This window comes from Flavobacterium sp. LC2016-12 (genome assembly GCF_015351595.1).
GTDB lineage: Bacteria > Bacteroidota > Bacteroidia > Flavobacteriales > Flavobacteriaceae > Flavobacterium.
In genome coordinates, this window is the sequence record NZ_JADKPT010000006.1 from 111616 (window position 1) to 130322 (window position 18707).

Genomic DNA, 18707 nt, shown 5'->3' on the forward strand with positions numbered 1-18707 from the left:
TGTGTTAACATTAAGTAAAATACAATCGATTGTTTATGATTTAGAGCAGTTTTCACTACATTTGCAACCATTTTTAAAGATTTTATGAAAAACGCGATTCACGTTGGTTTTTGGGAAAAAGTAGCCCGAATCATTCTTAAAAACAGAATAACAATATTAGTTTTGGTTGCTGCCTTAACGGTTTTCCTTGGTTTTCAATGGAAAAACCTTGCTATGACGTATACTGAAGCCAACTTACTTCCTAAAAATCATATTGCAAATAAAGATTATCAAAAATTCCTTGACAAATTTGGAGAAGAAGGAAACCTTGTTGTTATTGGTTTTCAGGATAAAAAATTCTTCACACCAAAGAATTATGCTGCCTGGAATGAATTGATGACAGGTTTGAAAAACTCAAAAGAAGTTGATCTGGTAGTTTCTTTAAATGATTTGAAAAAATTAGAGAAAGATACAATAAACCAAAAGTTTGTTCTTAAACCTTTTATTGATCAAAGTAAAACTGTTGATCCGGCTTATTTGAAAACGGTTCAGCATGATTTATTCAACAATTTACCTTTTTACGAAGGATTACTTTTTAATAAAGAAAGCGGAAGTGTTCGTTCGGCAATTTACATAAACAAAGCACTTGTAAATACAGCTGAAAGAAAGACTTTTATCCTTGAAAATTTAGTTCCAAAGATTGATAAATTCGAGAAAACAACCGGAATCGATTTGAAAGTTTCGGGAATGCCATACATCAGAACGATCAACGCAGCAGATATGAAAGGCGAAATTGGTCTTTTTATTGGCGCGGCTTTATTTACGGTTTCTTTGATTTTCTTTTTCTTTTTCCGTTCGTTCAGAGCAACATTTATTTCAATCTGTATTTTGATCGTTGGTGTAATCTGGTCGTTTGGAACACTTGGATTGTTTCATTATAAAATCACGATTTTAACGGCTATTATTCCGCCCTTAATTATCGTAATCGGAATTACGAATTGTATTTTCCTGATCAATAAATACCAGCAGGAAATTAAATTGCATAACAATCAGGCAAAAGCTTTACAGCGTATTATTTCTAAAATTGGAGTTTCGACTTTAATGACGAATTTAACTACGGCGATAGGTTTTGCAACGTTTATGATTACCGGAAACGATTTGCTTTTTGAATTTGGTTTGGTCACTTCGATCAATGTGATTTCAGTGTATTTATTGACACTTTTAATTGTGCCGATTGTATACAGTTTCATGTCGCTTCCAAAAGAAAAACACCTTTATCACCTGACTAAAACGTACATTTCTACTTTATTGGATTTCGTAGAAAATGTGGTAAAAAACAAACGAAAAGTAATTTATACCATTTACGGTTTGCTTTTGGTTTTCAGTGTTATTGGAGTTTCACAAATGAAAGTTTCAGGAAGTTTGATTGGTGAAATGCCAAAAAGCGCTTCTTTCTTTAAAGATATTTTATTCTACGAAAAAGAATTCAACGGAGTAATGCCGCTTGAAATCATGATTGATACTAAACACAAAAAAGGTGTTATGAAGGCGTCAACCATTCGTAAAATGGATGAGTTGCAAAATACAATTGAGGAAATGCCTGAACTGGCAAAACCAGTTTCGATTGTGAATTTGGTTAAATATTCAAAACAGGCTTTTTATAACGGAAACCCGGAATATTATCAATTACCGACTTCGCAAGAGCAGACTTTTATTTTGGGTTATGCTAAAAATGCAACAAAAAACAGCAAAGAAAATTTAATGAAAGCTTATGTTGATTCGACTGGACAATATGCCCGAATCACCACTTTCATGAAAGATATTGGTACCGATGAAATGGCGAAAGTCGAGAAAAAATTACATTCAAAAATTGATGAAATTTTCCCGAAAGACCGTTACGAAGTTACCGTTACCGGAAAAGCATTGGTTTTCCAGAAAGGAACATCTTACCTGGTTGACAATTTAATTGAATCGCTGATTTTTGCGATTCTAGTGATTGCTATTTTGATGCTTTATTTATTTAGATCGTTCAAAATGGTTTTTGCATCGGTTATTACGAATGTTTTACCGCTTTGTATTACGTCCGGATTAATGGGTTATTTCGGAATTCCGTTAAAACCTTCAACCATTTTAGTATTCAGTATTGCGTTTGGAATCTCGGTTGATAATGCGATTCAGTTTATGGCGAAATACAAACATGATTTAATTCAAAGCAACGGGAAAGTAAAAAAATCGGTTTTCAGTGCGCTTAGAGAAACAGGAATCAGTACTTTCTATACATCAGTAGTTTTAATTTTAGGATTTGCTACTTTCACGCTTTCCAGTTTCAGCGGAACGATAGCCCTTGGTGGATTAATTTCCTGTACACTGGCATTTGCGATGTTTGCGAATTTATTGGTTTTACCGGCTTTGGTTTTGACTTTTGAGAAGAAAAAGGCTAAGAAAGAGGATTTGGAAGGATTGGAAGGAAACACTAATTTCACGAATTAGCACGGATTTAAAAGGCTACAAAAATTGATGAAGAAAAGTATAATAACTCTTGCATTTTTATTTTTGTACAATACAAATTGTCACGCTGAAGGACAAGACATTGGATTGAATGAATTAGCCAATATTATGAATCTGGTTCGCTCTATTGTTATTTTAATCAGTATTGTTTGCTATATCATAATTTCAAGATTTATTTTAAAATTGATATTGACAAAAAAGACGATAATAGTTTTTGGTAAAAAAATAAACAATAGTACTTTTCTAACCACAGCAGTAATAACCTTTTTATCAGTGATGTTTTTTGTAATGATTTTTTATTTCTATTTTGAAGGTTAAACAAGAATTGAAATACAATCTTGTCATTCCAAGGAACGAGGAATGACAAAAATGAGAGAAATGACAAAAAAACAAAAATTGCTTCTTTTGAAAACTGGAGCCCTAGCCCTGATAGCAGCGGTATCCTTTTTAGGCAATTGGAAATATCTCGTTTACCGTAGACGTTCTGCCTAAAAAGATATAGCGGATAGCAGGAAACAGCTTCTAATTTTAATAATTATCGTTTATATTTGCAGTTATTGCACAACAAATAATTTAATTTCAACATTATATATAAAATGAAACACACAAAAGTTAAAGACTTATTAAACAGTACGACGACGCTACAGGAAGTGAATGCAAAAGGATGGGTGAGAACTTTTAGAAATAATCAGTTCATCGCGCTTAATGACGGTTCTACCATTAATAATATACAATGTGTTGTTGATTTTGAAAATACACCGGAAGAAACTTTAAAAAGAATCACAACCGGAGCTGCAGTTTCTGTAATTGGAACTTTGGTTGAAAGCAAAGGTGCGGGTCAGAAATATGAGATTCAGGTTAAAACGCTTGAAATCCTTGGAGATTCTGATGCTGAGAAATTCCCAATGCAGCCTAAAAAACACTCTTTAGAATTTTTAAGAGAAAATGCACATTTACGTGTTCGTACTAATGCTTTTGGAGCCATTATGCGTGTGCGTTCAGTATTGTCATTTGCAGTTCATAAATACTTTCAGGATAAAGGTTTTGTGTATGTAAATACGCCAATCATTACGGGTTCTGACGCTGAAGGTGCAGGAGAAATGTTTAAAGTTACGGCGTTGCCTTTCGACAATACACCAAGAACGGAAGACGGAAAAGTAAATTACAAAGAAGATTTCTTCGGAAAAGAAACGAACTTAACGGTTTCTGGACAATTAGAAGGAGAAACTTTCGCAATGGCTTTGGGTCAGATTTATACTTTTGGACCAACTTTTAGGGCAGAGAATTCAAACACTTCTCGTCACTTGGCAGAGTTTTGGATGATCGAGCCGGAAGTTGCTTTCAACGACCTTGACGACAACATGGATTTGGCTGAAGATTTTATTCAGTACGTAATTAAATATGCTTTAGACAACTGTAAAGACGATTTGAAATTTTTGGAAGGAAGGCTTTTAGAAGAAGAAAAATCAAAACCTCAGGCAGAAAGAAGCGAAATGGCTTTGTTAGAGAAATTGAATTTCGTTTTGGAGAACAATTTCAAACGTGTTTCTTATACAGAAGCAATTGATATTTTAAGAGATTCAACTCCAAATAAAAAGAAAAAATTCAGCTACATCATTGAAGAATGGGGAGCTGATTTACAATCGGAACACGAGCGTTATTTAGTGGAAAAACACTTTAAATGTCCGGTAATTTTATACGATTACCCGGCAAACATTAAAGCGTTTTACATGCGTCTGAATGACAACACAGAACCTGGAAGAGAAACGGTTCGTGCAATGGATATCCTTTTCCCAGGAATTGGAGAAATCGTTGGTGGTTCTGAAAGAGAAGAGCGTTACGATGTTTTGGTAGAGAAAATGAAAGCCTTAGATATCGACGAAGAAGAATTATACTGGTATTTAGACACCAGAAGATTTGGTTCTGCAACACACGCAGGTTTCGGTTTAGGATTTGAGCGTTTGGTATTGTTTGTAACAGGTATGACCAACATCAGAGACGTAATTCCTTTCCCGAGAACTCCAGGAAACGCAGAGTTTTAATCTTTTGTTTAAAAAAGTTTCAAGTTTCAGGTTTCAAGTTATTGGAACTTGAACTAAAATAATAATATTTGTTTCAGGTTTCAGGTTTCAGGTTGTTCGACGTTCAGCAACCTGAAACTTGAAACTTGAAACTTTTAACAAAAATAAATGCTAAAGCAATTTTTAAATTTAAAATTATCACAAAAATTATCTCCACAGCAAATTCAGCTGATGAAGTTAATTCAATTGCCTACGCAAGCTTTTGAGCAACGTTTATTAGAAGAAATGAACGAAAATCCGGCTTTGGAAGCTGGTAAAGAAGACGAATACGAAGCCGATGAATTCGCTAATGAAGACTACGACGATTATGATGATGCAGAATCAGACAGAATCGAAGCAGACGACATTAATATAGACGAATATCTAAGCGACGACGATACTCCGGATTATAAAACTCAGGTTAACAATTATAGTGAAGACGAGGAACGCGAAACGCCTTTTGCATCGCCAATTAGTTTTCATCAGGATTTAATCAATCAGTTGAATACTTTTATTCTGAACGATGAAGAGCGTGAAATCGCTGAATTCCTTGTTGGAAGTATTGATGATATGGGTTACATCCGCAGAAGCGTTGCTGATATGGTGGACGACATGGCCTTTACTCAGGGAATTTATACTGATGAAGCAATGGTTGAAAAAATGCTGCATGTTATTCACGAACTGGAACCTTCGGGAGTTGGTGCGCGTGACTTACAGGAATGTTTGTTATTGCAGTTAAAGCACAAAACACCAACGGAATATGTTGATTTAGCGATTGATATTATCGAGAATCAGTTTGATGCTTTTACCAAAAAACATTACGATAAATTATTGCAGAAATATGCGGTTTCGAACGAACAGCTTAAAAAAGCGATTCACGAAATTGAAAGATTAAACCCAAAACCGGGCGGATCATATACCGGAAACAATAAAGTTACAGAAAATGTAGTTCCTGATTTTGCCATCAGAATTGTGGATGGCGAACTGGAACTGACTTTAAACGGAAGAAATGCTCCGTCGTTGCACGTTTCTAAGGATTATCAGGAAATGATGCAGACGTACAAAGATTCTCGTGATAAATCGTCGGCTCAGAAAGATGCAGTTCAGTTTATCAAGCAAAAACTGGATTCGGCTAAATGGTTTATCGATGCGATCAGACAACGTCAGGAAACGTTATTTGTTACGATGAATGCGATTATGCATTATCAGGAAGAATACTTTTTAGACGGCGACGAAACCAAACTAAAACCAATGATCTTAAAAGACATTGCGGATATGGTTGGATTGGATATTTCGACGATTTCTCGTGTTGCCAACAGTAAATATGTGGAGACGCCATACGGAACAAAACTGATTAAAGAGTTTTTCTCTGAAGCAATGAAAAATGACCAGGGTGAAGATGTTTCGACTTTAGAAATCAAAAAAATCCTTAAAAATACGATTGAAGAAGAAGACAAAAAGAAACCTTTGCCAGACGATCAATTAGCAGAAATCTTAAAAGAAAAAGGGTATCCGATTGCGAGAAGAACGATTGCAAAATACCGTGAACAATTGGATATTCCGGTTGCGAGAATGAGGAAGAAGATTTAGGTTTATTCTAACATTAAGAGATTAAGATAAATTAAGTTTATTATGCCAAATAGCAAACCTAACAGGTTTTGAAAACCTGTTAGGTTTTTTTGTGACTTGCATACAAAAACAAAACCCGACAATTTTTTGAATTTGTCGGGTTTGTTATTTACAAGAATTTGTATAATTATTATATCATTCGGAAAATTTTAAAAATCAATTTCCCTAAATAAACTGGACTGAAGTCCAGCCCTACAATATGGTTCGAGCCGAAGGCTCTTTATAGTTCCGGAGGAACATATTATATTGTAGAGCTGGACTTCAGTCCAGTTTAGACAAAGCAAAAACCCGACAAATTTAAAATCTGTCGGATTTGTTTTTTATATCTAAATCTCTAAATTATTTATATTGATCCGGTAATATTTTCACATCAAACAAAAAAACATTTTTTTTGTCTTTGTAACTATAAACCAGTGTATAATCATTGTCACGAAAAACCTGAAGTCCTGGATTTTCTTTTGCAGTACTGATCAAACTTTTTTCGATTTCAATCTTTATTACCTCAATCTCTGCAGATTCTTTTTCTACATTCAGCAATGTCAAATTGTATTGAACCGTTTTTTCGTCAGGTAAATTAGGCAAGCTTACACTATCTAACCGAATGCCTTCCTGAATTTTCAGCGGACAATTTTTATTGTATTTTGAAACTATTTCTTTTACTTCAGTTTTTGTTTCAACGGTTGTTTCAGAAAGAAAAAACTGAAAATAAACCGCTAAAGCCACTGCAACTCCAATTACACCTACTACTAGGATATTTTGTTTTCTTCTATTTTTCTTGTCCTGCATTGTTGATTGTGGCTTAAAATCTATTTCTCCTGACTCTTTTTCATTGCATTATAATAGGCAGCACGACTCAACGGCTCGTATTCTTCCGTTTCGCCCAACATCACCAATTTATCATTATCCGTTTTACGGAAACTATAATTGGCCAAATTTCCGGTTCTCGTGCAAACAGCGTGAACTTTAGTCACATATTCGGCTGTAGCCATAAGTGCCGGCATGGGTCCAAAAGGATTTCCTTTAAAGTCCATATCAAGTCCTGCTACTATCACACGGATTCCCTGATTGGCAAGATCATTACAAACGGTAACAATTTCATCATCAAAAAACTGTGCTTCGTCAATTCCGATAACATCGCATCCTTGTGCTAAAATAGCAATATTGGCTGCTGCCGGAACGGGAGTCGAGCGAATTTCGTTGGAATCATGCGATACCACCATTTCGTCATGATAGCGGGTATCAATAGCAGGTTTAAAGATTTCGACTTTTTGTTTGGCAAATTGGGCGCGTTTTAATCTGCGGATTAACTCCTCGGTTTTACCCGAAAACATTGATCCACAAATAACTTCAATCCAACCAAATTGTTCTTTGTGATTTACTGTATTTTCGAGAAACATTTTGTATTTTTCTACCTTTAAAAATGAATAGTTTTTATTACTTTGTACTGGTAATAAATCGACGTGAAAAATTGCTGTTTTTACACTTTTTCAAAAGTAGAAAATTTTTATCAAATCGGAGATTCGCAATCGCTTATTAACAGAAATAAAAAAAAATCTTGTTGATTTCTTTCCGTAATAAAGACATTCAATTACAAAACATATAAATTACCCCTATTCACTATAATTTCAACAGCTATGAAAAAAAAATTGGAAGCCGATTTAATCAGCATTGCACATCGAATTTTAAAACTTAAAAACAAATCCGATATCAATCAATTGTATCTTGAAACGCAGAAATTATATGAGAAACTGGCGGTTTTAAAATTTATAGACGAAAACTTCGAAGGCGCAAAACCAACAATCAGCCACGGTGAAATCACTTCTCAAATTGAAACTATTTTTGAAAAAGAAGAAATAACTCCGACGGAAATTAAAGAAGATGCACCAATTATTGCTGAAGAAACTGTAGTTAAAGAAACTCCTGAACCAGTGATTGCAGAAGAAATAGTTGCTGAAATTCCGGAAGAAATAACTCCGGAACCTGCTGAAGAAGCTATCGAAGAACCGATTGCTGAAACAATTCAAGAGCCGGAAGCTGTTACTGAAACGGAGGAAGTTGAAACAATTGAGGAAACTAAAACTGTCGAAAGTGTTAAAGATCCAATTATTGAAAAAATCAACGAAGCTGTTCTTGAAGCTAAAAAGACAATCGAAGCAAATAGAGATCTTTCGTTTAAAACAAGCAGTGATATAAACCCAATTCCGGATTTTAAACCCGCTTTTGAATTAGATAAGTCAGAAGAAAAAATTGAAGAGAAAGAAGAACCAAAAATTCAAACTACATCAAAATCAAATCCGCTTCCTCTTGCATTTGAAGATTTCGGAATTAATTATGCCGATGCGCAGTTTGTAAAAGTGGACAGTTTTGAAGCGGTTCCTTCATCTTCTTTTCCATCACTTAATGAAATTCAAGAGACCACAATTGAAACAGAGATCCTGGAAACACCGGCTGAACCAAAAGCGGTAACATTAAACGAAAAACTGGCAAAAGGTTTTCATATTGATTTGAACGACCGAATTGCTTTCACTAAAAACCTTTTCGGAAACAGTGCTGAAGATTACAGCCGTGTTTTAAATCAATTATTGACTTTTGATACTTACGGAGAAGCGCAGGAATTTATCGAAAATATGGTAAAACCAGATTATAACAATTGGGAAGGAAAAGACGATTATGCTGAGCGTTTTCTTGGAATTGTAGAGAAAAAATTCTCATAAAAATAAAACACAGATTTCACGAATTAGCACAAATTTTTTATTTGTGAAATTTTTACAAACACTAAGAATCCGTGTAAATTCGTGAAATTAGTGTTATAAATAAATAACTATGTCTAAATTATATATCGTTCCAACGCCAATTGGCAATCTTGAAGACATGACTTTTCGTGCTATTCGGATTCTTAAAGAAGTCGATTTGATTTTGGCCGAAGATACCAGAACGAGTGGAAAACTGTTGAAGCATTTTGAAATTGGCACGCACATGCACAGCCATCATATGCACAACGAACACAAAACAACCGAAAATTTAATTGCGCGTTTGAAAGCCGGCGAAACCATCGCTTTAATTTCAGATGCGGGAACTCCGGCAATTTCTGATCCTGGATTTTTATTGACGCGCGCTTGTGTCGAAAATAAAATCGAAGTAGAATGTTTACCGGGAGCAACAGCTTTTGTTCCGGCTTTGGTCAACAGCGGACTGCCAAATGACAAATTTGTTTTTGAAGGTTTCCTGCCTGATAAAAAAGGACGTCAAACCCGTTTTTTGGCTTTAGCCGAAGAAACAAGAACGATGATTTTATACGTTTCTCCACACAAACTCGTTAAGACTTTAGCGGAGTTTATTCAGTATTTTGGGGAAGACAGACAAGTTTGCGTTTCAAGAGAATTATCAAAAATGCACGAAGAAAATGTGAGAGGAACCGCAAGAGAAGTTTTAACCCATTTTGAAAAAACAGCACCACGCGGTGAAATCGTTGTGGTGGTTGCCGGAAAAACAATAATAAAAGAGCCTAAGAAAAGTAAGTTTTCTAAGGATGAAGAAGAGTAACTGTTACTATTCTTTAGTCAAAATATCATGAAACAATTATCTCTAATTGGATTACTTTTTTTAATTAATTTTTGCTTTAGTCAAACAAAGCAACAACTGATTAATTCCATTATAAAAGTTAATTCAGTACATTCAGATTGTGTTGGTATTGCTTGCGAGAAATCAATACAATATCTGAATTTTCAAAAATTAAAAAATATATTATCTGAATCGGAACTTATAGAATTGACCGAAAGTGAAAATCCTGTTATTAGAACTTATGTAAGTATAGAAGCCATTACTACTAATAAAGTAGATGTTCAAAAACTATTTCGAAATGAACTAAATCGTAATCAATATGTTGAAACATTTGAAGGTTGTCAAATAGACAATGAACCAATTTCTTCAATAATCTATCATGAATATTGGAATAAAATCAGGATCAATGCTTTAGATGGAATTACTACTGAAAATGAACGAGAAATTGCTATGGCAAAAGCGGTTAAAACTGACGTGATTATGAAAAAAATCGATAGTTTGGTTATCTATAGTGATAAAGATATTTATTGGCTTTTATATAGTAGATGTTTTCAAAACAGAGAATTTGAAGAAAGTTATTTAAACCGAATTGAAACGTTAGCATTGCAAAAAAACAATTTTTATGCTTTTGAATACCTTAAAAAAAATTATTCTGCGATTTACAGTGACAAATTAAACTATTATTTAGAAAATCAGTTTCCGAAAACTATATTCAAAACAGAAAACGAAATTTTCTATTTTCATTCTTTTATTGAATTACTTTTAGAACAGAGAAACAAAAAATACAATCAAATAGTAATTAACAAATTGAACAAAGACAAAAATTGGAAAAACCATTCAAGTTGGTTTTTAAATACTTTGGACAAATATCATATTTCATTATAAAAAAATACCAAAAAAGCATTAATATCATGAGCATCCAAGCCTTTTTAGAAAAAGTAAAACAAACTCCAAACGAAATAACATTCCCGGAAACTATTGCAGTAATTGAAGAAAACTACAATTTTACTCCAACTACTTTTCAAAACGGAACCCAGCACAATGCAGCCGGAGAAAACTCAGGTTCTTGTAAATTATTTTCTTTCGCAAAATTGCAAAACTTAAACAAAGAAGAAACTTTAGCGTGTTTCGGTGCTTTTTATTTCGAAGAAGTTTTAGGAGATCCAAACGGAATTAACCACCAAAACATCAGAAACTTCATCAACTTAGGCTGGGACGGGATTAAGTTTGAAGGGAATGCGCTTGAGCTAAAATAAAATATCATTATGTCTGTCAGGCTGAGCGGAGTCGAAGCCCTTTTATACTAATAAGAATCTCGACTCCGCTCGATTTGACAAACAATATTGTTGATTTCAGAAATCTAAAATCAACACTCTAAAATCTAAAATCGACAATGCGTTGGACATTAAAACCAAAACCTTCTGAAGATAAAATCAAACATTTGGCGCAGGCCTTAAATGTAGAAGATTTTGTAGCAACCCTTTTGATTCAGCGTGGCATTGAAACTTTCGAAGATGCCAAAAATTTCTTTCGCCCTTCATTAGATCATCTTCACAATCCATATTTAATGAAAGATATGGATAAAGCAGTTGCCCGAATCGAGTCGGCGATTGAAAATCAGGAGAATATCTTGGTTTTTGGCGATTACGATGTTGACGGAACAACGGCTGTTTCTTTGGTTTCATCCTATTTGAAATCGCATTACCCCAATATTGCCACTTATATTCCGGATCGTTATGACGAAGGTTACGGAATTTCTTTTAAAGGAATTGACTTTGCCGATGATAACGGATTTTCGTTGATTATTGCATTGGATTGTGGAATAAAATCGATTGATCATATCGCCTACGCGAAAGAAAAAAACATTGACTTTATTATATGTGATCACCACAGACCTGGAAATACGCTGCCGGATGCTGTTGCTATTCTGGATCCAAAACGAGAAGACTGCTCCTACCCTTACGATGAATTGTGCGGTTGCGGTGTTGGCTTTAAATTGATTCAGGCTTTAGGTCAAAATCGAGACGAAACCATCGAAGATCTGGTTCCGTATCTGGATTTGGTGGCTACGGCCATTGCGGCAGATATTGTTCCGATAACAGGTGAAAACCGAGTTTTGGCTTACTTCGGATTGCAGGTAATTAACAGCGATCCAAGACCGGGAATTAAAGCTTTGGTGCATCAGGTAAAAAAGAAAGTTTTAGATATTACTGATGTAGTTTTTATTATTTCTCCAAGAATAAATGCGGCAGGAAGAATCAAACACGGTAATCATGCTGTTGAATTGTTAACCGAATTTGATTTTGATCAGGCGCAGCAATTTGCTTCAGAAATTGAACAATACAACGCTGACCGAAAAGATTTAGACAAGAAAATCACCAAAGAAGCTTTTCAGCAAATTATAGAAAATCAGGAAGAGGAACGTTTTTCAACGGTGGTTTTTCAGGAAGACTGGCACAAAGGTGTTATCGGAATTGTCGCCTCAAGACTGATCGAAACCTATTATCGTCCGACTTTGGTTTTCACTAAAAGCGGTGATAAATACGCAGCTTCGGCAAGATCTGTAAAAGGTTTTGATGTTTACAATGCTTTGGATGCCTGTGCTCACCATTTGGAACAATTTGGAGGTCATATGTACGCGGCCGGAATGACGTTGAAAGCAGAAAACTATAAAACTTTTAAAGAAGCTTTTGAAAAACAGGTCGAAGAAACTATTTTACCTGAAATGCGAACTCCGGAAATTGAAATCGACGCCGAGATTAATTTTTCAGACATTACTCCAAAACTCATTCGGATTTTAAAACAATTCGAGCCTTTTGGCCCTCAGAATATGACACCCGTTTTTATGACTACCGATATAAAAGATACAGGTTATGCCAAAACACTGGGTTCTGAGGATGAACATTTGAGGCTTTTTGCGAAACAATATAACTCAGAAGGAATTGCTGCAATTGGCTTCGGACTTGGAAAAAAATTAAATATTACAAAAAATCAAAATACTTTTCAGCTAGCTTATACCATTGCTGAAAACGAGTGGAACGGAAATGTGTCTACTCAACTTATGCTAAAAGATATTAGACCAAATGAAAGATAAAATAAAAAAAGCCGACCCGTATCAGGCACTGCGTTTTAGAGAATTTAATATGTTTTTATTATTGCGTTTTGCCATGGTTTTTGCCTGGTCAATGCAATTTATTGTTATTGAATGGGAAGTTTACAGCATAACCAAGAATCCGCTTTCACTTGGAATAATTGGTTTGATGGAAGTAATTCCAGCAGTTTCGATGGCCTTATTTGCCGGACATATTGTCGACCAAAGAGAGAAAAAAGGAATGTTGGTGTGGTGTATTTTAGGATTTTCAATCATCAGTTTCGGATTGTTTTTATTGACCTGGCCTGCAGTTGTCGGAGATGCATCACATGATCTTATTTTATACTCGATTTACTTTCTAGTATTTCTTGGCGGATTGGTTCGTGCTTTTCTTGGCCCAACGATATTCTCGCTTTTATCTTTAATTGTACCAAAAAAAGCTTATCCAAATGCTGCAACCTGGAGTAGTTCAGTTTGGCAAATTGGTGCGGTATTAGGACCAGCAGTTGCTGGGTTTTCTATCAATTGGATAGGAGTTCACTGGTCAATGTGTCTTGTTGTTGGTTTCTCTGTTTCAGCCTTAATTGCTTTAACTCAAATCGAGAAAAAACCTATTTTGAATCCAAAGATTGGTGAACCGGTTATGGAAAGTTTAAAAGAAGGAATCAAATTCGTTTTCAATAATAAAACTATTCTGGGAGTACTTTCTCTTGATATGGTGGCTGTTCTTTTTGGTGGTGCCGTGGCTTTATTACCTGTTTTTGCACAGGATATTTTAAAAGTCGGCCCGGAAGGTTTTGGTGTTTTAAGAGCTGCACCGGCGATTGGTGCTTTTATTACGATGCTGATTTCAGCTTACGTTCCGTTATATAAAAAAGCCGGAATGAAACTTTTGATTGCTATTTTTATTTTCGGACTTTGTATTATTGTTTTTGGAGTTTCAACTATTTTCTGGTTATCTGTTGTGGCGCTGTTTTTAAGCGGAGTTGCTGATGGAATTTCAGTAGTAATACGCCAAACGATTTTACAGCTTAAAACACCCGATCATATGCGTGGGCGTGTTGCCGCAGTAAACTCTATGTTCGTGGGTTCATCAAACGAATTAGGCGCTTTTGAAAGCGGTTTAACAGCCAAATTAATGGGAACAGTGACTTCGGTAGTTTTCGGAGGAAGTATGACCTTATTGACTGTTTTAGGCTTTGGAGTAGCATCGCCTACTTTTAGAAACTTAGATCTTCAAAAAGATATGGAAGATCATCAAAATATGGAATAATGAAAAAATTATTATTGGCTTTCTTTTTCACCATTTCCCTTTTCGCAAACGGACAAAACCTCTACATCAAAACGTACGGAAACCAAAGAGAGAAAGTCCTAATTTTTATTCATGGCGGTCCAAGCGGGAACTCCACTTTATTTGAAGGTACAACTGCTCAAAAATTAGCTGACTTAGGATTTTACGTGATTATCTATGACCGAAGAGGCGAAGGAAGATCTGCTGATCCTGAAGCTAAAATTACCTATGCAGAAGCCTTTGACGATTTAAATTTGATTTACAAAAAGTACAATCTCAAAAAAGCCACACTTCTGGCGCACAGTTTTGGCGGTTTGGTCGCCACACTTTATACAGAGAAATATCCTCAAAACGTGAGTAACCTCATCATGGTTGGGGCCTTATTTTCCCAACAGGAAACCTATGATCATATTTTAAATTCGGTTACAAAAATTGCAACCGCTAAAAAAGATACAACTCAGTTATCGAAAATAAAGGCAATCGAAAAGCTCAGTAAAAATTCTGCTGAATATCGAAAAGCTTGTTTTGATTTGGCAAGTGAAAATAATTATTTCAAGATGCCCAATCCAACGGAAGCTTCAAAAAAACTGTACAGTGATTATGAAGCAAGCGATTTCTTCAAAACGAATATTCGAAACAAAAACGCCCCATTCCTTTTCTACAAAAATGAAAAGCAAAACAACATTGAAACCAGACAATCTTTAAATAAAATAAAGAAAAACGGAATTCCTATTTATGCGATTTACGGAAAAGAAGATGGTGTTTTTTCATCGGCACAAATCAATTCTATAAAAGGTATAGCCGGGCAAAATCATTTTGTATTATTGGAAAACTGTTCGCATTATTTATTTGTCGATCAGCAAAATGAGTTTCTTCAAAATATTAAGAAATGGCTTAAATAAAATTCTACAAACCCATTATCCTATTATAAAATTTATAACAAACAGTCTTTCGGAATCATTTTATTTATGCTTAATAAATTCAAATCATTGAAAATGTTAAACTTAGGATAAAGTAATTTTGAACAGCCAACTTATTTCATTTCTTTATAAGAAAATTAATTGTAAATGAAATATAACATTACTCTCCTATTCTTCTTGCTTACTTTTGGAATAACGGCTCAGGAAAATTCAATTTCCGGCGAAATAAAAGATGCCAAAAACAACTCAAATTTAGATTATGTCAATATCGGTATTTCGAATAAAAATACCGGAACGATTTCAGACGCAAAAGGAAATTTCAATTTAAAATTGAATGACAAAGTCACTCCGAACGATACGATTGTATTTTCGCATATTGGTTTTGAGACTAAAAAAATACTGGTCAGTCAACTGAAATCAGACCATAATAAAATAATTCTGGAACCTTCTGAAAACACTTTAAAAGAAGTGGTAGTACAATTCAAAAAACCAAGATCGAAACAATTTGGCCGAAGCGCAAAAGGTCTTTCCCTTATGCATGCTAATTTTTTCTACGCAATGGATAAAACCATTGATGACCGATTGAGCAGAGAAAAAGGAATGCAATTCAAAATTAAAAAAGATTGTAAGGTCAATGATTTTAATTTCAACATTACAGCAAATGACTTTAAAACAGTCAAATTCAGATTAAACTTTTACAAAGTCGAAAATGATTTACCATCAAAAATTATTGTCGAAAAAGACATTCTCTTTGAAGTAAAGGATGGATTTCGAGGATTATATACCTTAGATCTAAAACCGTATGATATTTATTTAGATAAAGAAATGGGAGAAATTGCCGTAACCATCCAATGGATAGAAAGCGTAAAGAAAGATGAAAAAAGCAAATTCTTCGCGATTTCAACTGCGGTAGCACCAACTGAAACCAGTTTTTCCAGAGAAAGAAATAGGAGCACCTGGTACAAAAGCGGCCAAAGCCTTACCTTCTACCTCAATACTATGTGCCAATAATTTTACTTCACCATATAAGTCATATAAGCATTTAAAGCCAAACTTAATTTTCTTACATGACTTATATGGTGAAACATTTTTTCCAAATTTTATGATTTTCTATTTAGAATTAATATAAATAATATTTATATTTGTTGAAATAATGGATGGCAATGAGAGAAATAGAACAATTATACCATAACAATTTTGGAATTTCCTTTTACTGGAAAAAGGAGAACGAAACCATTACTGATAAAGTACAATTGGTTTTTAAAGAAACCGGATTCTATTTTACAGTTCAGGAACTGAATTACTTTTGTGATTTGATCGAAGACAGCATGATCGAAAATGCCTGTTGCGAAGCTTGTGAACTAAAAAACTCCTGTCACAAATTCTTACTCAAAACGCCTTGCGCCCAAATTGATTTAGCTGTTTCTATAAAAGAATTGAAATCGATAAAAGATTTGGTTGAAGGCTCTTTATTCCGAATTGAACTGGATGAATATGTTTACGGTGTTGGGATGAATTAAGAAATATTCTAAAGATTTTAACTCCTTTTTTTCATAATTGAGATATATTTTTATTTTCTTCAGAAAAAAGTATATTTACAGCAATGAAAAAATTACGAATTCTTTTTGCCATTACTGTTTTAGCCGTTTTTCTATCCAACTGCTCCAACAAATCAGATGAGTATATTGACCCTCGCGGGACCGATTATGCCGGCTCCGAAAGCTGTATTCAGTGTCATCAGACCCAATATGACATGGCTTTAAAAAGTTCGCATTTCAAAGCAACTGCTCCTGCCTCTTTAGAAAATGTTCTGGGTGATTTCGACAAAGGAAATCATACTTTCATCTACGATAAAAACACCAAATTAGTCATAGAAAAACGCAACGACAGCCTCTATCAGGTTTTATACAAAAACGGAAAAGAAGTTGAAGCACATCGTTTTGATATTGTTTTTGGCGCTAAACATGCCCAAACATCTGTTTATTGGCGAAACAAGAATACCTACGAACTACCCATTTCTTATTACCATTCTATAAAAGGCTGGGCCACAAGCCCGGGATTTCCTGCTAACAAACCTTACTTTGACCGAATGGTGGTTAAAGATTGCTATTCGTGTCATGCTTCAAATGCCAGCAGTCGTAGTGTTGAGCAAAATTCTGCTGAAAGAAATTTTATGTCAATGGATGTTGAAGATATAATTGATCCTAAAACTATAGTTTATGGAATTGATTGTGAACGTTGTCATGGCCCGGCCAAACAACACGCCGAATTTCATCTTAAAAATCCAAACGTAAAAGTGGCCAACAGCATTACCAGCTTGAAAACCTTAAACAGACAACAAAAATTAGATGCCTGTGCCTTATGTCACGGCGGAAATGACGGAATGAAATTGAAATCGCGTTTTGATTTTAAACCAGGAGATAATTTATCGGAATTTTACAGAAGTACAAGAAGCGTTACAGACACCGCTACGTTTGACGTTCACGGAAATCAATTTCGTTTGATGGCGCAAAGTAAATGTTTCATCAACAGCGAAAAAATGGATTGTATTACCTGTCATAATCCACACGAAAATGCTTCTAAAAACTTAACTTCTTACTCTAAAATTTGCATGAGTTGTCACCAAGCAGGTGGAAAACATTCTGATAAAACACTTAAAACAATGTCGGGAAGTCTATTGGCCAATAATTGTGTAGAATGTCATATGCCGAAAAAATCATCGGGTGCGATTAAATTTCAGCTTTCAGATAGCAAACAATTGTCGAACTATATTTTGAGAACGCATAAAATTGGAATTTATCCGGCTAAATAAAGATTTACTTTTCGAATTTCTTCAATTCAAAAGTTTCGCCGTCAAAAACACCGTAAGTAAAATAACCAATCCAGTCGCCCAAATTCACATATTTGGATTCTTCTCCAACCGGAATAATCATAGGTAAATGGCGGTGACCGAAAATAAAGTAATTGTAGTGTTTGGTCTCGAGTTTACGTTTGGCGTATAACACCAGCCATTCGTTTTCTTCTCCTAAGAATTTCACATCTTCGTCACCTGAAATCAGTTTATTTTTAACGGATAAATATTGCGCCAAACTAACACCAACATCAGGATGCAGCCAACGAAAAAGCCATTTTGAAAATGGATTCGTAAATACCTTTTTCATTCTTTTATAGCCTTTATCACCAGGACCTTTTCCGTCGCCGTGACCAATTAAAAAGGTTTTCCCGTTAAAAGTAAATTCTTTATTATCATGATAAACCGGAATATTCAACTCGGTTTCAAAATAATCATTCATCCATAAATCATGGTTTCCAACAAAAAAGTAAATCGGAATTCCGCTGTCGCGAATCTCAGCCAGTTTGCCTAAAATACGCACAAAACCTTTTGGTACAACGGTTTTGTATTCGAACCAAAAATCAAACAAATCACCCAACAAAAAAATAGCTTCTGCATCTTCCTTTACCTCATCAAGCCAGGCCACGAATTTCTTTTCGCGCGGTAAACTAGACTCCGGAGTTGGAGCACCAAAATGCTGATCAGAAGCAAAATATATTTTTTTCATTTAGATTTTTAGATTGTGAGACTTCTTAGAATATTAGGTCTTAGACTTTTTTGATTTCTGTTTGGAAACTTTCGACTTTCGGCTTTAGGCTTTAGGCTTTAGACTTTC

17 protein-coding genes are annotated in these 18707 nt (G+C 34.7%); 14 read left to right on the forward strand and 3 right to left on the reverse strand.

Going from position 1 to position 18707, the window contains the following annotated elements; translation table 11 throughout:
- Nucleotides 1–84: 84 nt before the first annotated feature.
- From IRZ99_RS11735 to rpoN, 4 genes are all read left to right on the forward strand, one after another.
- Nucleotides 85–2469, forward strand: a complete 2385-nt coding sequence (locus tag IRZ99_RS11735; protein WP_194657439.1) for an RND family transporter — start codon at nucleotides 85–87, stop codon at nucleotides 2467–2469.
- A 27-nt stretch (nucleotides 2470–2496) separates the two neighbouring features.
- Entirely contained in the window at nucleotides 2497–2805 is a 309-nt protein-coding gene (locus IRZ99_RS11740) for a hypothetical protein (protein ID WP_194657440.1), read from the forward strand.
- Nucleotides 2806–3083: 278 nt separating this feature from the next.
- Nucleotides 3084–4529, forward strand: coding sequence for an asparagine--tRNA ligase (gene asnS, locus IRZ99_RS11745; protein ID WP_072969724.1), 1446 nt, complete (start codon nucleotides 3084–3086; stop codon nucleotides 4527–4529).
- Nucleotides 4530–4676: 147 nt separating this feature from the next.
- Nucleotides 4677–6137, forward strand: a complete 1461-nt coding sequence (gene rpoN, locus IRZ99_RS11750; RefSeq protein WP_072969726.1) for an RNA polymerase factor sigma-54 — start codon at nucleotides 4677–4679, stop codon at nucleotides 6135–6137.
- A gap of 378 nt (nucleotides 6138–6515) precedes the next feature.
- Here rpoN and IRZ99_RS11755 read toward each other — a convergent pair whose 3' ends face one another.
- Together IRZ99_RS11755 and IRZ99_RS11760 are read right to left on the reverse strand one after the other, a co-directional pair.
- Nucleotides 6516–6962, reverse strand: coding sequence for a hypothetical protein (locus IRZ99_RS11755; RefSeq protein WP_194657441.1), 447 nt, complete (start codon nucleotides 6960–6962; stop codon nucleotides 6516–6518).
- 20 nt (nucleotides 6963–6982) lie between these two features.
- Entirely contained in the window at nucleotides 6983–7573 is a 591-nt protein-coding gene (locus IRZ99_RS11760) for a thymidine kinase (RefSeq protein WP_026983557.1), read from the reverse strand.
- Nucleotides 7574–7810: 237 nt separating this feature from the next.
- On the opposite strand from IRZ99_RS11760, the gene IRZ99_RS11765 reads away from it, so the two are divergent.
- The 10 genes from IRZ99_RS11765 (at nucleotide 7811) to IRZ99_RS11810 (ending at nucleotide 17851) form a co-directional block, all read left to right on the forward strand.
- A complete protein-coding gene (locus tag IRZ99_RS11765) occupies nucleotides 7811–8890 on the forward strand; it encodes a hypothetical protein (protein ID WP_194657442.1) in 1080 nt (359 codons plus the stop codon).
- A gap of 109 nt (nucleotides 8891–8999) precedes the next feature.
- Complete coding sequence (gene rsmI, locus IRZ99_RS11770; RefSeq protein WP_026983559.1) at nucleotides 9000–9719, forward strand: 16S rRNA (cytidine(1402)-2'-O)-methyltransferase; 720 nt, start codon at nucleotides 9000–9002, stop codon at nucleotides 9717–9719.
- 27 nt (nucleotides 9720–9746) lie between these two features.
- Nucleotides 9747–10622 (forward strand): hypothetical protein, encoded by an 876-nt coding sequence (locus IRZ99_RS11775; protein WP_194657443.1) that lies wholly within the window; start codon nucleotides 9747–9749, stop codon nucleotides 10620–10622.
- A gap of 26 nt (nucleotides 10623–10648) precedes the next feature.
- The gene (locus tag IRZ99_RS11780; protein ID WP_194657444.1) at nucleotides 10649–10993 is read left to right on the forward strand and encodes a HopJ type III effector protein; all 345 of its coding nucleotides are present in this window, start codon (nucleotides 10649–10651) and stop codon (nucleotides 10991–10993) included.
- 137 nt (nucleotides 10994–11130) lie between these two features.
- On the forward strand, nucleotides 11131–12831 hold the full coding sequence (recJ, locus tag IRZ99_RS11785; RefSeq protein ID WP_194657445.1) for a single-stranded-DNA-specific exonuclease RecJ: 1701 nt from the start codon (nucleotides 11131–11133) through the stop codon (nucleotides 12829–12831).
- Nucleotides 12821–14101 (forward strand): MFS transporter, encoded by a 1281-nt coding sequence (locus tag IRZ99_RS11790; RefSeq protein WP_194657446.1) that lies wholly within the window; start codon nucleotides 12821–12823, stop codon nucleotides 14099–14101. The genes recJ and IRZ99_RS11790 overlap by 11 nt, the downstream gene beginning before the upstream one ends.
- Entirely contained in the window at nucleotides 14101–15021 is a 921-nt protein-coding gene (locus tag IRZ99_RS11795; RefSeq protein WP_194657447.1) for an alpha/beta fold hydrolase, read from the forward strand. Before IRZ99_RS11790 ends, IRZ99_RS11795 begins: the two co-directional genes overlap by 1 nt.
- Before the next feature lie 165 nt (nucleotides 15022–15186).
- Nucleotides 15187–16050 (forward strand): carboxypeptidase-like regulatory domain-containing protein, encoded by an 864-nt coding sequence (locus IRZ99_RS11800; RefSeq protein ID WP_194657448.1) that lies wholly within the window; start codon nucleotides 15187–15189, stop codon nucleotides 16048–16050.
- Nucleotides 16051–16202: 152 nt separating this feature from the next.
- Nucleotides 16203–16559, forward strand: a complete 357-nt coding sequence (locus IRZ99_RS11805) for a hypothetical protein (protein ID WP_194657449.1) — start codon at nucleotides 16203–16205, stop codon at nucleotides 16557–16559.
- Between the two features lie 83 nt (nucleotides 16560–16642).
- Nucleotides 16643–17851, forward strand: coding sequence for a cytochrome c3 family protein (locus IRZ99_RS11810; RefSeq protein WP_194657450.1), 1209 nt, complete (start codon nucleotides 16643–16645; stop codon nucleotides 17849–17851).
- Nucleotides 17852–17855: 4 nt separating this feature from the next.
- On the opposite strand, the gene IRZ99_RS11815 is transcribed toward IRZ99_RS11810, so the two are convergent.
- Nucleotides 17856–18599: a UDP-2,3-diacylglucosamine diphosphatase gene (locus IRZ99_RS11815; RefSeq protein ID WP_026983567.1), complete on the reverse strand. Its 744-nt coding sequence runs from the start codon at nucleotides 18597–18599 to the stop codon at nucleotides 17856–17858.
- Nucleotides 18600–18707 lie beyond the last annotated feature (108 nt).